Annotated in this window: 16 protein-coding genes; 5 read left to right on the top strand and 11 right to left on the bottom strand. The window is 67.6% G+C overall.

Annotated elements, in window-relative coordinates; all coding sequences use genetic code 11:
* Window positions 1–9: 9 nt before the first annotated feature.
* The 3 genes from eccB to ACWW1C_RS23030 form a co-directional block, all read right to left on the bottom strand.
* On the bottom strand, window positions 10–1,359 hold the full coding sequence (gene eccB, locus ACWW1C_RS23020; protein ID WP_455980431.1) for a type VII secretion protein EccB: 1,350 nt from the start codon (window positions 1,357–1,359) through the stop codon (window positions 10–12).
* Between the two features lie 55 nt (window positions 1,360–1,414).
* Window positions 1,415–2,881 carry a glycerol kinase GlpK gene (glpK, locus tag ACWW1C_RS23025; protein ID WP_455984402.1) on the bottom strand — a complete coding sequence of 489 codons (1,467 nt, stop codon included), beginning with the start codon at window positions 2,879–2,881 and terminating at the stop codon, window positions 1,415–1,417.
* Between the two features lie 156 nt (window positions 2,882–3,037).
* Window positions 3,038–3,592: a CGNR zinc finger domain-containing protein gene (locus ACWW1C_RS23030; RefSeq protein WP_455980432.1), complete on the bottom strand. Its 555-nt coding sequence runs from the start codon at window positions 3,590–3,592 to the stop codon at window positions 3,038–3,040.
* A gap of 75 nt (window positions 3,593–3,667) precedes the next feature.
* Between ACWW1C_RS23030 and ACWW1C_RS23035 the strand changes: the two genes are divergently transcribed.
* The 5 genes from ACWW1C_RS23035 (at window position 3,668) to ACWW1C_RS23055 (ending at window position 7,557) form a co-directional block, all read left to right on the top strand.
* Window positions 3,668–4,690 (top strand): EamA family transporter, encoded by a 1,023-nt coding sequence (locus ACWW1C_RS23035; RefSeq protein ID WP_455980433.1) that lies wholly within the window; start codon window positions 3,668–3,670, stop codon window positions 4,688–4,690.
* A gap of 15 nt (window positions 4,691–4,705) precedes the next feature.
* Entirely contained in the window at window positions 4,706–5,374 is a 669-nt protein-coding gene (locus ACWW1C_RS23040) for a cutinase family protein (protein ID WP_455980434.1), read from the top strand.
* Between the two features lie 111 nt (window positions 5,375–5,485).
* A complete protein-coding gene (locus tag ACWW1C_RS23045; RefSeq protein WP_455984403.1) occupies window positions 5,486–6,097 on the top strand; it encodes a cutinase family protein in 612 nt (203 codons plus the stop codon).
* Window positions 6,098–6,211: 114 nt separating this feature from the next.
* Window positions 6,212–6,817 carry a cutinase family protein gene (locus tag ACWW1C_RS23050; protein ID WP_455984404.1) on the top strand — a complete coding sequence of 202 codons (606 nt, stop codon included), beginning with the start codon at window positions 6,212–6,214 and terminating at the stop codon, window positions 6,815–6,817.
* Between the two features lie 20 nt (window positions 6,818–6,837).
* On the top strand, window positions 6,838–7,557 hold the full coding sequence (locus ACWW1C_RS23055) for a cutinase family protein (protein ID WP_455980435.1): 720 nt from the start codon (window positions 6,838–6,840) through the stop codon (window positions 7,555–7,557).
* A gap of 2 nt (window positions 7,558–7,559) precedes the next feature.
* Here the strand turns inward: ACWW1C_RS23055 and truA are convergent, their stop codons facing one another.
* From truA to infA, 8 genes are all read right to left on the bottom strand, one after another.
* Window positions 7,560–8,423: a tRNA pseudouridine(38-40) synthase TruA gene (gene truA / locus ACWW1C_RS23060; protein ID WP_455980436.1), complete on the bottom strand. Its 864-nt coding sequence runs from the start codon at window positions 8,421–8,423 to the stop codon at window positions 7,560–7,562.
* A 16-nt stretch (window positions 8,424–8,439) separates the two neighbouring features.
* On the bottom strand, window positions 8,440–8,991 hold the full coding sequence (gene rplQ / locus ACWW1C_RS23065) for a 50S ribosomal protein L17 (protein ID WP_455980437.1): 552 nt from the start codon (window positions 8,989–8,991) through the stop codon (window positions 8,440–8,442).
* 62 nt (window positions 8,992–9,053) lie between these two features.
* Window positions 9,054–10,106: a DNA-directed RNA polymerase subunit alpha gene (locus ACWW1C_RS23070; RefSeq protein WP_020101463.1), complete on the bottom strand. Its 1,053-nt coding sequence runs from the start codon at window positions 10,104–10,106 to the stop codon at window positions 9,054–9,056.
* A 79-nt stretch (window positions 10,107–10,185) separates the two neighbouring features.
* Window positions 10,186–10,791, bottom strand: coding sequence for a 30S ribosomal protein S4 (rpsD, locus tag ACWW1C_RS23075; RefSeq protein ID WP_043401870.1), 606 nt, complete (start codon window positions 10,789–10,791; stop codon window positions 10,186–10,188).
* A gap of 32 nt (window positions 10,792–10,823) precedes the next feature.
* Window positions 10,824–11,240 carry a 30S ribosomal protein S11 gene (gene rpsK / locus ACWW1C_RS23080; protein WP_020101461.1) on the bottom strand — a complete coding sequence of 139 codons (417 nt, stop codon included), beginning with the start codon at window positions 11,238–11,240 and terminating at the stop codon, window positions 10,824–10,826.
* A gap of 4 nt (window positions 11,241–11,244) precedes the next feature.
* Entirely contained in the window at window positions 11,245–11,619 is a 375-nt protein-coding gene (rpsM, locus tag ACWW1C_RS23085; protein WP_043401867.1) for a 30S ribosomal protein S13, read from the bottom strand.
* Between the two features lie 156 nt (window positions 11,620–11,775).
* A complete protein-coding gene (gene rpmJ / locus ACWW1C_RS23090; protein WP_003879483.1) occupies window positions 11,776–11,889 on the bottom strand; it encodes a 50S ribosomal protein L36 in 114 nt (37 codons plus the stop codon).
* Between the two features lie 49 nt (window positions 11,890–11,938).
* On the bottom strand, window positions 11,939–12,160 hold the full coding sequence (gene infA / locus ACWW1C_RS23095; RefSeq protein WP_003886926.1) for a translation initiation factor IF-1: 222 nt from the start codon (window positions 12,158–12,160) through the stop codon (window positions 11,939–11,941).
* Window positions 12,161–12,240: the final 80 nt, after the last annotated feature.

Below are 12,240 nucleotides of genomic sequence, written 5' to 3' on the forward strand. Positions count from 1 at the left end.
CCGCTGCCGTCAGGAACCGAGACCGTCGCGCAAGACTTCCGCCGCCGCGACGCTCAATTCCGGTCCGCCGGGCAACCGGGCCAGCAACGGCCACGGCGCGGGCAGCGGCGCACCCTCCACACCAAGGTATTTCGCCGTCTCGGCGTCGTGGATGCCGTACCGGACGCCACTGTCTGCCACCAGATACAGCGGGCCGGTCACCGTTCCGCCGGTGATCCCGGTGGCGTGGACGTACGCGTACCGTCCCGGCGGTAGCGCCGCGGCGTCGATATTCGGGCCGTTGCCGTCATCTTGCGCCAGCACCACCGCACTCGCCGCCGGTTTCCCTTGCACGACAACGGTATCCGCGTGTCCGTCGTCCGATCGCCATCGTGCGCATACCGGAACGTCAGTCGGCAACGGCGGACGCGCCTGGTCCGGAAAGGTCGACAGCGCAAGATCATGGACAGCGGGAATCGCCGTGATGGCCGCCGGCGGCACGGGACGAAGGTCGCCGTCAGCCACACCATGGGTGAACCGGATGACGTCGGCCGCGACGTCGCCGACACGCTGCAGGCCGCCGCCGAGGACCACGTGGTGCTCCGGAGCGTCAGCGCGGCTCACCCGCAGGACCTGCCCGACGACGAAACCGCCCGGCCCCTTCGCGCCGAGACCCGGGATCGGCGGCGCCGTGATGGCGGGCAGCTCGGGCAGCAGGTCGAGAAACGACCGCGACACCTGCCGGGGCGTGACGCCGTCGAGTCGCAGCGCCCGCACCACCGCGAGGTCCCGCAGGTCCACCGCGGCCCGCTTGCCCCCGTACAGGAGATAGGTGGTGGCCAGCTGCTCGCCCGCTGCCGTCGCCAGGATCGGCCGCGCGCCATCAGGTCCGCCGAAGTCTGCACCGGCGATCAGTACCGTGCGCCCACTGTCGCAGACCTGCCAGGATACCGCCCGCAGCGGCCGGCCCAATTCGGCTGGGGCACCGGGGATTCCGACGAGCGGACCGCGCGGTGCGGCGGCGATCGCGTCGGCGGTGACCGGCACAGGGTTGACCGCGGACTTCGCCACCAGCCGCGCCGACGCCAGGTTCAGTGCGGGATGCCACGTCGATCCGATTCGCACGTACAGCGCGCCGGTGTCGCGGACCATGACGACCGGCGCGTCGCCCAGCCCACCGGCCGGTGCCGCGATCGCGATGACCGCGCACACCGCCACCGCCAGCAGGCCGGCGAGCCATCCCGACGCGTACGAAATCGATTGCGCGCGAATCGGTTCATCGACCATCGCGGCGTCACCACGCACCAGTGCGTGGATCAACCGTCGCGTTTGAAACCGCCGGCCGCTGGCCTCCAGCTGCGCACCCTGCCCCCGAGCCATGTCCATCCCCCGGCTAGCAGCCTAACCGCGGGCGGGCGCAGGCCCCGACACCAATTCAGTCGACGTCGACCCAGTCCAGGGTGCGGCCGACGGCCTTCTGCCAGCCGGCATACCCGGCGGCGCGCTGCCCGTCGTCCCACGACGGCGCCCAGCGCTTGTGCTCCTGCCAGTTGGCCCGCAGCTCGTCGGGATTCGACCAGAACCCGACACCCAGACCGGCGGCATAGGCCGCGCCGAGCGCAGTGGTCTCGGCGACAACGGGTTTCACCACTTCGACGCCAAGCACGTCGGCCTGGATCTGCATGCACAATTCATTTGCGGTGATGCCGCCGTCGACCTTGAGCACCTCCAGGTGCACGCCGGAGTCCGCGGCCATGGCGTCGACCACGTCGCGGCTCTGGTAGCAGATGGCCTCGAGCGTGGCCCGCGCCAGATGGGCGTTGGTGTTGAACCGCGACAGCCCGACGATCGCGCCGCGCGCATCCGAACGCCAGTACGGCGCAAAGAGTCCCGAGAACGCGGGCACGAAGTACACGCCGCCGTTGTCCTCGACCTGCCGGGCCAAGGTCTCGCTGTCGGAGGCGCCGGCGATGATGCCCAGCTGGTCCCGCAGCCACTGCACCGCCGACCCGGTGACGGCGATCGAACCCTCAAGGGCGTAAACGGGTTTCGCGTCGCCGAAGCGGTAGCACACCGTGGTCAGCAGCCCGTGCTCCGAACGCACGATCTTCTCGCCGGTGTTGAGCAGCAGGAAATTGCCTGTGCCGTAGGTGTTCTTGGCTTCTCCCGCGGCCAGACACACCTGCCCGACCATGGCCGCCTGCTGGTCGCCGAGGATGCCGGTGACGGGTACCGGCGCACCGAGCGGGCCGTCGGCCGCGGTCAGGCCGTACGGCTCCGATACCGACGACGACGCTATCGTCGGCAGCATCTGGCGCGGAATCCCGAAGAACGACAACAGTTCGTCGTCCCAGTCGAGAGTCTCCAGGTTCATCAGCATGGTGCGACTGGCGTTGGTGACGTCGGTGACGTGTACGCCGCCGCGGGTGCCGCCGGTCAAGTTCCACAGCACCCACGTGTCGCAGGTGCCGAAGATCGCGTCGCCGCGTTCGGCAGCTTCGCGCACGCCGTCGACGTTCTCGAGGATCCACTGAATCTTGCCGCCGGAGAAGTAGGTCGCCGGGGGCAGCCCGGCCTTTCGGCGGATGACGTCACCGTGCCCCTCGCGTTCCAGAGCCGAGGCGATCCGGTCGGTGCGGGTGTCCTGCCAGACGATCGCGTGGTAGTACGGGCGCCCGGTGCGTTTGTTCCACACCATCGTCGTCTCGCGTTGATTGGTGATGCCGAGCGCGACGAGATCGGACGCCGACAACCGCGTCTTGTTCAGTGCGGTCTGCAGTACGGAGCCCGTGCGTTCCCAGATCTCGACGGGATTGTGCTCGACCCAGCCGGCCCGCGGCAGGATCTGCTCGTGTTCGAGCTGGTGGCGTCCGACCTCGCGACCTGAGTGATCGAAGATCATCGCCCGGGTGCTGGTGGTGCCCTGGTCGATGGCCGCCACGAATTCGGCCAATGGCCCGTCCTTCCGCTCAAACGCTGCATCCGCTGTCGGACATCACGGTAGGAGACGCAGCCCGGTCATGCGCTGCATTCGTAGGGCGCGTCGGACCGCCGGGCGTCAGTTGTCGCGCGCGCGGCGTTCGCGGTACGCCGCGACGTGCTGGCGGTTCCCGCAGTTCCCGGTGTCGCAGAAGATGCGGGATCGGTTGCGCGACAGGTCGATCAGCACGGCGGTGCAGTCCGACGCCGCGCACGTCTTGAGCCTGCGTAGTTCCCCGGCGCGGATGAGGTCGGCGAGGGCCATCGCCATCTCGGCCCCCATGCGCTGGACCAACGGGTCCTGATCGGCCGCCAGGTGCAGGTGCCACTCCGGATTCTCGGGGTGCCGCGTCAGCCAGGGCATGGCGCGGTTGTCACTGAGCAGGGCGTTGACCTGGCCGACCACCGCCTCCTCGTCCCCCGCCGCGGCCCACAGCTCGCCGAGACGCTCGCGCAGACCGTGCACCGCGGCCAATTCGGCGGCGTCGCGGTCGCGCCGCCCGGTCCAGCCGAAGTCGTTCAGATACCCATCGAGGGCAGCCAGATCGGCCAGCTGGTCACCGTCGATCCGGTCGCTGTTGATCAACACGCACGCGGCGCGCAGCGTGAGCTCCGTGTCATGACTGAAATTCATTTGACTCGTTACACCCGCCCTCCGTAGCGTCATGAGCAATCTCAACTTCACTCATTACATCATCGGAGGTGGCCCGTGACTGCGTCGAACGGCACCACGGCCGGCCACTTCCGGACCGGCATGATCTTCGCCGTCACGTCCGCCTTCACCTTCGGGATGGCGGGCGCCCTGGGCAAGTCCCTGATCGAGGCGGGCTGGACCCCCACCGCCGCGGTGGTCGCCCGGCTGACCGGCGGCGCGCTCGTCATGGCCGTCGTCGCGACGATCCTGCGCCGGGGCTGGGTACGCGAAGCCCTGAACCACAAGGGGACGGTCATCGCTTACGGCGCCATCCCGATCGCGGGCGCCCAACTGTGCTACTTCAACGCCGTCACCTACCTGCCGGTCGGCGTGGCACTACTGCTCGAGTACGCCGCACCCCTACTGGTGGTCGGCTGGGTGTGGGCCACGACGCGTCGCCGCCCCAGCACCCTCACGCTCGCCGGCGTCGCGATCGCCATCGCCGGCATCACGCTGGTGCTCGGCCTGTTCGGGCCCGGCAGCCACACCGGAGCTCAGATCAGCTTGGCGGGCATCGCCTGGGGCATGTGTGCCGCCGTCTGCGCCGCCTGCTACTTCGTCATGTCCGACAAGGCCAGCGCCGACGGCACAGGCCTGCACTCCATCACCCTCGCGACCGGCGGACTCGTGGTCGGCGCCGCGACGGTGGCCCTGCTGGGCGTCTCCGGCGTCATGCCACTCGCCTTCACCAGCCACGACACCGTACTGGCAGGTCTGACGACGTCCTGGCTGGTACCTGTGATCGCACTGGCCATCGTGCCGACCGCGATGGCCTATACCTTCGGCATCATGGGCATCGCCCGCCTACAGCCCCGATTCGCCTCGCTGGTCGGCCTGTCCGAGGTGATGTTCGCGGTGCTGTCGGCCTGGGCCCTGCTGGGTGAGGCCATCACCGGAATCCAATTGCTGGGCGGCGCGGTGGTCCTGGCCGGTCTGGCGCTTGCCCGCCAGGGCGACCGCGGCGAAGCGACGTGGCACGACGACTGGCCGGACAGCCCCGAGGGTTTGCCAGCAGGGCAAACAATTGGCCGTAGCTGAGCCCCATATGTGAAGATGGCCCGCGTGACCTTGCTCAGCACGTCGGTCCGAGTGGCCGCAATCGCCGCCGCCGTCATCTCCGGAACCGCGCTGCTGCCGTCGGCACCCGCCCAGGCAGACCCCTGCCCGAACATCGAGGTGATCTTCGCGCGCGGCACGCACGACGACCCCGGCATGGGCCGGGTCGGCTCGGTCCTGGTCGACGCGCTGCAGCCGCTGGTCGGTGCCCGCACCGTCACCGGCTACGCCGTCGAGTACCCGGCGTCCTACGACTTCCTCACCGCGCAGGACGGCGCTACCGACGCACAGAACCGCATCGCCACGATGGCGCAGCAGTGCCCCAGCACCAAGATCGTGCTCGGCGGGTACTCGCAGGGCGCCGCGGTGGTCGACATGCTGGCCGGCGTTCCTCCGCTGGGCGACCGCATCGGCGATGTCGGCTCGGCACCGCCGCTGCCCACGGAACTCGCGAACCGGGTCGCGGCTGCCGCCGTGTTCGGCAATCCGTCGGCCAAGTTCAGCCATCCGCTGGACTCCATTGGCCTGTTCTCGAACCGCTCGGTCGATCTGTGCCTGTGGGGCGACCCGATCTGCTCGCGCGGCCGAAACCCGTTCGCGCACTCGCGCTATGAGTCGTCCGAGTACATCGGGCAGGCCGCGCAGTTCATCGCATCCCGCGTCTGACCTGCCGCTGAGTGCCTGTCGGAGAACCACATCCGCCGGGCACGGTTAAGATTCGGTGTGATCATCAGTGCACTGCGCCGGGCCTTCGCCGGCACCGCGACCACCGTAGTCATCGCCGGCGTCACCGTGCTGACACCGCCGGCCCTGGGCGCCGTCGGTACCGCCGCCGCGGCCAACTGCCCCGACATCGAGGTGACGTTCGCCCGCGGCACGTCCGAGGACCCCGGCCTGGGCCGGGTCGGTGGCGCGTTCGTCAACCAGCTGCGCAACAAGGTCGGCGGCCGCTCGGTCGGGGCCTACTCCGTCGTCTATCCCGCGTCGTACGACTTCCTCGCGGCCGCTGACGGCGCCAACGACGCCAGTGCCCACATCCAGTGGATGGCGGACAACTGCCCGGGTACCCGGCAGGTGCTCGGTGGCTACTCGCAGGGCGCCGCCGTGATGGACGTCATCGGCGCCATCCCGGTTCCGGGTGTCGGCTTCAACAACCCGCTGCCGCCCGAGGCCGCCGGCCACGTCGCGGCGATCGCGGTGTTCGGCAACCCGTCCGCCAAGTTGGGTCTGCCGTTGACGGCGAGCCCGGTGTGGGGCGGCAAGGTCATCGACCTGTGCAACGCGGGTGATCCGATCTGCCAGACCGACGGTCAGAGTGTGCCCGCGCACAAGACATATGCGGGCGGCCCGACCAACGAAGCAGCCAACTTCGTCGCCGGATTGTTGTAAGGCTGGCATCTTTTCTCGACGAGACCGTCAATTCGTCGGGATACCATCGGATTTGTGATTGGCCGCCGGACGCTCTGTGTGCTGATCACCGCTCTGACTGTCGGCGCCGCACCAATGTCCGTGCTACTCACGGACATTGGTGTGGCGAACGCCGCTGCCACGTGCGCTCCCGCGGAAGTCGTGTTCGCGCGCGGCAGGATGGAACCGCCCGGCCCCGGGCAGGTCGGCGCCGCCTTCGTCACCGCGCTGCGTCAGCTCCGCGGTCCGAATATCACGCTGTACCCGGTGAATTACCCGGCAGACACCCAGGTCGACATGGGCGCCAACGACATGAGCCGGCGCGTGCAATGGCTGGCCCGTAACTGCCCGGCCACCAAGATCGTGCTCGGCGGCTACTCATTGGGCGCCGCCGCCACCGATCTGGTTATCGCGGTGCCGATTTCGGCGTTCACCTTCAACAGCCCCTTGCCGCGCGGCACCGATCAGCACATCGCCGCCGTCGCGCTCTTCGGCAACGGCGTCAACTGGGCCGCGCCCATCACGGCGTTGAGTTCGACGTACCAGAACCGGACCATCGACCTCTGCCATTCCGATGACCCGATCTGCAATCCGAGCAGCCCCTACAAATGGCGTTCCGAGTGGCAGGATCATCTCGCGCCGGGCTACATCAAGTCGGGCATGGTGACCCAGGCCGCGAAGTTCGTCGCGGCGCGACTGTGACGCGCCGCTAGACTCCAGCCATGGCCCCCCGCTTCGTCATGACGTCCGTCCGGTCTGCAGTCGCCCTGATCGGCGCGGCAGCGTCCGTTGCCACCGGGCTGGTGGCTGCGACGGCCGCAGCCCCCGCAGATGTCATCGGCGCCGCGGCCGCAGACCCCTGCCCCCAGGTGGAAGTGGTCTTCGCGCGCGGCCGCAACGAGCGACCGGGCGTCGGCCGGGTCGGAACGGCGTTCGTAGACGCGTTGCGCGCCAAAACCCCCCTGAACGTCGGGGTCTACGCGGTGAACTACCCCGCCAACGTCGAAATCGCCCAGGGCGCCAACGACATCAGCTCTCGCATTCAGGACATGGCGGGCCGGTGTCCCGATACCCGACTGGTCATCGGCGGGTACTCGCTGGGCGCCGCATCGGCGGCCGTGGCATTGACCTCCGACAACCCGGGCTGGGGATTCAACAGGCCGCTGCCGCCGGGCATGGACTCCCATATCGCCGCGGTAGCGCTGTTCGGCAACGTCACCCACCGCATGGGCGGCTCCAACATCAGCCCGATCTACCTGGATCGCACCATCGACCAATGCAACGGCGCCGATCCCGTCTGCATGGACGGACTGCCGCAGACCATCGCCCAACTACAGGGCGACTGGCAGAACCACCTGCAGGACGGCTACATCGGGTCCGGCATGGTCAGTCAGGCCGCCGATTTCGTCGCCGCCCGGCTCGCTCCGCCGCCCGCGCCGTGAGCTCAGTCAAGGGTGCGTAGATCCCTCGTGACGGTGATCCGCGACGCCAGCTGATCGTCGGGCGGGTAGTCCACCGACACCAGGGTCAGGCCCCGCGCCGGCGCCGCGGCGTACTCGCTCGACCGGCTGTCGGCCGCCAAAAGGCCTGCGATCCAACCAGGTTCACGACGGCCCACCCCGACCGCGAGCAACGCGCCGACCAGTGAGCGCACCATGTTCCAGCAGAAGGCGTCCGCCGTCACGTAGGCGGTGACCAGGTCGCCGGCGCGCCGCCACTCCAGGCGCTGCAGGTCCCGGATGGTCGTCGCGCCCTCCCGGAAGCGGCAGAACGCGGCAAAATCCTGCAGTCCCAACAGCTCTTGTGATGCATCGTTCATCGCGGCCAGATCCAGCGGCCGCGACCACGGCGTCACGAACCGGGCCTGTTGCGGCTCTACTCCGAAGGGAGCCAGTGACAACCGGTACTCGTAGTGCCGGCGTAGCGCGGAGAACCGGGCGTCGAAACCCAGAGCGGCGCGGACGATCTCACGCACCCGCACATCGGCGGGCAGGAACCGCGCGAGCCGGCGCACCAACGGCAGGAACTCCGGGTCACCGGGACGGGGCGTGCGCGGATACGCGAAACTCAATGCGGCAGAAGGCACGTCGACATGCGCCACCTGACCGGTGGCGTGTACCCCGGTATCGGTGCGGCCGGCGGTGACCAGACGCACCGGCTCCCGGAACACCGTCGACAGCGTCTCCTCGATGACGCCGGCGACCGTGCGCTGTCCGGCCTGCGGTGCCCAGCCCGCAAATTCGGTGCCGTCGTACGAGATGTCCAGGCGCAAACGAACATGCCCGCTACCTGAGTCGGTAGCGGGCATGTCGTTCACAGCCTGATTAGGACTTGGCGTCATCCTCGGTCGCCTCAGCCTCGGCCTCAGCGGTCTGAGCGTCGGCGATGCCCTCGTCAGCAGCCTCGACCTCGGCAACCGGAGCCTCGGCAGCAGCTTCCTCAGCAGGAGCCTCCACCGGAGCGGCGGCAGCCTGAGCCGCGGCCGAACGACGGGCGCGGTCGGCCTCGGAGACGACGGTCTTCTCCCGAACCAGCTCGATCACGGCCATGGGGGCGTTGTCGCCCTTGCGGTTCTCGACCTTGATGATGCGGGTGTAGCCGCCCTCGCGGTCCGCGAAGTGCGGTGCGATCTCGGCGAACAGGGTGTGCACCACGTCCTTGTCGCGAATCTTCTTCATCACCTCGCGCCGGTTGTGCAGCGCGCCCTTCTTGGCGTGGGTGATGAGCTTCTCGGCGTACGGACGCAACGCCCGGGCCTTCGCATCGGTGGTCTTGATGCGGCCGTGCTCGAACAGCGAGGTGGCCAGGTTGGCCAGGATCGCCTTCTGGTGCGAGGACGATCCGCCGAGGCGAGCACCCTTGGTGGGCTTGGGCATTGCACTATCTCCTAATTGGGGCCGGCCCCCGTATCAGGTAGGGCCGGGACGGAATTTTCTTGTTAGAGCTGTTCGGTTTCGGCGTAGTCCTGGTCAGCGTCCAGGTCGTAGCTGGCGTCGCTGTTCCAGGTGCCGGTGGCCACGTCGTAGCCGGCGACCTGAGACGGGTCGAACGTGGCCGGGCTGTCCTTGAGTGACAGACCCAGCTGGTGCAGCTTGATCTTGACCTCGTCGATGGACTTCTGGCCGAAGTTACGGATGTCCAGCAGGTCCGACTCGGTGCGCGAGACCAGCTCGCCGACGGTGTGCACACCCTCGCGCTTGAGGCAGTTGTACGACCGCACGGTCAGCTCCAGGTCGTCGATCGGCAGCGCGAACGAGGCGATGTGATCTGCCTCGGCCGGCGACGGGCCGATCTCGATGCCTTCGGCCTCGACGTTGAGCTCACGGGCCAGACCGAACAGCTCGACCAGCGTCTTGCCGGCCGAAGCCAGGGCGTCGCGCGGGGCGATCGAGTTCTTGGTCTCGACGTCGAGGATCAGCTTGTCGAAGTCGGTGCGCTGCTCGACGCGGGTGGCCTCCACCTTGTAGGTGACCTTCAGCACCGGCGAGTAGATCGAGTCGACCGGGATCCGGCCGATCTCGGCACCCGAAGCCTTGTTCTGCACGGCGGGGACGTAACCGCGGCCACGCTCGACGACGAGCTCGACCTCCAGCTTGCCCTTGTCGTTCAGGGTGGCGATGTGCATGTCCGGGTTGTGCACCGTGACACCGGCCGGGGGCACGATGTCACCGGCGGTGACGGCGCCCGGACCCTGCTTGCGCAGGTACATGGTGACCGGCTCGTCCTCTTCCGACGAAACGACCAGGCCCTTGAGGTTCAGGATGATGTCGGTGACGTCTTCCTTGACCCCGGGGACGGTGGTGAACTCGTGCAGGACACCGTCGATACGGATGCTGGTGACCGCTGCGCCCGGGATGGACGACAGCAGCGTGCGCCGCAGCGAGTTGCCCAGGGTGTAACCGAAGCCGGGCTCCAGCGGTTCGATGGTGAACCGGGACCGGTTTTCGGCCAGCACGTCCTCGGACAGGGTGGGTCGCTGAGAGATCAGCATTTTCTATCTCCTTCTCGGCACCCGCTATTTGATGCCGGTTTGGTAGGGGCCGGCCGGATGGCCGGCCCCATGACTCGAATTACTTCGAGTAGAACTCGACGATGAGCTGCTCGGTGAGCGGCACGACGATCTGGGCGCGCTCGGGCAGCTGGTGCACGAGGATGCGCTGGCGCTCGCCGACAACCTGCAGCCACGACGGGACCGGACGGTCGCCGGCGACCTCGCGAGCGATCTGGAACGGCAGGGTGTTCAGCGACTTCGACTTGATGTCGATGATGTCGTACTGCGACACCCGGTAGCTCGGGATGTTCACCTTGACACCGTTGACGGTGAAGTGGCCGTGGCTCACGAGCTGACGGGCCATCCGGCGGGTACGGGCCAGACCGGCGCGGTACACGACGTTGTCCAGACGGCTTTCGAGGATCTGCAGCAGGTTCTCACCAGTCTTGCCGGCCTTGCGGTTGGCTTCCTCGTAGTACTTGCGGAACTGCTTCTCCATGACGCCGTAGGTGAAGCGAGCCTTCTGCTTCTCCTGCAGCTGGGTGCGGTATTCGCTCTCCTTGATCCGCGCGCGGCCGTGCTGGCCGGGCGGGTAGGGGCGCTTTTCGAACGACTGATCGTCACCGACGAGGTCGACGCCGAGGCGGCGCGACTTGCGGGTGGCGGGTCCGGTATAACGAGCCATTTTCTTTTACCTAATCCTTTTCCCGAGCCGACCTAGACCCTGCGCCGCTTGGGCGGGCGGCAGCCGTTGTGCGGCTGCGGAGTGACGTCGGAAATCGCGCCAACCTCGAGGCCGGCGGCCTGCAGCGAACGGATCGCGGTCTCGCGGCCCGAACCCGGACCCTTCACGAAGACGTCGACCTTCTTGACACCGTGCTCCTGCGCCTTGCGGGCAGCGTTCTCGGCGGCGAGCTGCGCGGCGAACGGGGTGCTCTTGCGAGAACCCTTGAAGCCGACGTGACCCGACGAGGCCCAGGCGATGACGTTGCCCTGGGGATCGGTGATCGAGACGATGGTGTTGTTGAACGTGCTCTTGATGTGAGCGGCGCCGTGCGGGACGTTCTTCTTTTCCCGGCGACGAGTGGGCTTGCCGCGCTTGGAAGCAGCGCCGGCTTTCTTGGTGGGTGCCATTTACTTACCTGGCCTTCTTCTTGCCGGCGATGGTGCGCTTCGGGCCCTTGCGGGTACGCGCGTTGGTCTTGGTGCGCTGGCCACGCACGGGCAGGCCACGACGGTGGCGCAGGCCCTGGTAGCAACCGATCTCGATCTTGCGACGGATGTCGGCCTGCACCTCGCGGCGCAGGTCACCCTCGACCTTGAGGTTGCCTTCGATGTAGTCGCGCAGCTGGGTCACCTGATCGTCGGTGAGGTCCTTGGTGCGCAGATCCCGGTCGATGCTGGTGGCGGCCAGGATTTCCTGGCTGCGGGTACGGCCGATGCCGTAGATGTAGGTCAGCGCGATCTCCATGCGCTTGTCGCGCGGGAGATCGACGCCCATGAGGCGTGCCATCAGGCAGTGTTCCTTTTCGTTGCGGAGGTCTGATCCCAGTCCGTTCCCCGTCTATCGGGGTCCGGCCTCCGTGCCGGACGTGGTTGAGCGGCCAATCCGCTCAGTGGTACTGGGAGGTCTGCATTCAGTTTTGGGTGGTGGCTCAGTGGTACTGAGTTAGCCCTGCCGCTGCTTGTGCCGCGGGTCAGAGCAGATCACCATGACCCGGCCGTGGCGGCGGATCACCCTGCACTTGTCGCAGATCGGCTTGACGCTCGGGTTCACCTTCACGACTTAGCGATCCTTTTCTCGGTTCTGAATTGGTGGTGCTGCTGGGCGCTTACTTGTATCGGTAAACGATGCGGCCACGGGACAGGTCGTACGGAGACAGCTCCACTACGACACGGTCCTCCGGCAGAATGCGGATGTAGTGCTGCCGCATCTTGCCGCTGATATGGGCGAGCACCTTGTGACCGTTCTCCAGCTCAATGCGGAACATCGCATTGGGCAGGGGCTCGATCACGCGACCCTCGACCTCGATGGCGCCGTCTTTCTTGGCCATACTCTTTGGTAATCCTCTGGTTCTTCGGTTTCGTATCTCATACGCCCGTGCTCGGCGCAGACCCCACCCCGGCTACAAGA

Source organism: Mycobacterium sp. HM-7 (genome assembly GCF_053852335.1).

Excerpts from the sequence above, each read along its gene's own strand:
- eccB (WP_455980431.1), bottom strand. The coding sequence starts at position 1,359 with ATGGCTCGGGGGCAGGGTGCGCAGCTGGAGGCCAGCGGCCGGCGGTTT.
- glpK (WP_455984402.1), bottom strand. The coding sequence starts at position 2,881 with ATGATCTTCGATCACTCAGGTCGCGAGGTCGGACGCCACCAGCTCGAA.
- ACWW1C_RS23030 (WP_455980432.1), bottom strand. The coding sequence starts at position 3,592 with ATGAATTTCAGTCATGACACGGAGCTCACGCTGCGCGCCGCGTGCGTG.
- ACWW1C_RS23040 (WP_455980434.1), top strand. The coding sequence starts at position 4,706 with ATGGCCCGCGTGACCTTGCTCAGCACGTCGGTCCGAGTGGCCGCAATC.
- ACWW1C_RS23050 (WP_455984404.1), top strand. The coding sequence starts at position 6,212 with ATGTCCGTGCTACTCACGGACATTGGTGTGGCGAACGCCGCTGCCACG.
- ACWW1C_RS23055 (WP_455980435.1), top strand. The coding sequence starts at position 6,838 with ATGGCCCCCCGCTTCGTCATGACGTCCGTCCGGTCTGCAGTCGCCCTG.
- truA (WP_455980436.1), bottom strand. The coding sequence starts at position 8,423 with ATGCCCGCTACCGACTCAGGTAGCGGGCATGTTCGTTTGCGCCTGGAC.
- rplQ (WP_455980437.1), bottom strand. The coding sequence starts at position 8,991 with ATGCCCAAGCCCACCAAGGGTGCTCGCCTCGGCGGATCGTCCTCGCAC.
- ACWW1C_RS23070 (WP_020101463.1), bottom strand. The coding sequence starts at position 10,106 with ATGCTGATCTCTCAGCGACCCACCCTGTCCGAGGACGTGCTGGCCGAA.
- rpsD (WP_043401870.1), bottom strand. The coding sequence starts at position 10,791 with ATGGCTCGTTATACCGGACCCGCCACCCGCAAGTCGCGCCGCCTCGGC.
- rpsK (WP_020101461.1), bottom strand. The coding sequence starts at position 11,240 with ATGGCACCCACCAAGAAAGCCGGCGCTGCTTCCAAGCGCGGCAAGCCC.
- rpsM (WP_043401867.1), bottom strand. The coding sequence starts at position 11,619 with ATGGCACGCCTCATGGGCGTCGATCTCCCGCGCGACAAGCGCATGGAG.
- infA (WP_003886926.1), bottom strand. The coding sequence starts at position 12,160 with ATGGCCAAGAAAGACGGCGCCATCGAGGTCGAGGGTCGCGTGATCGAG.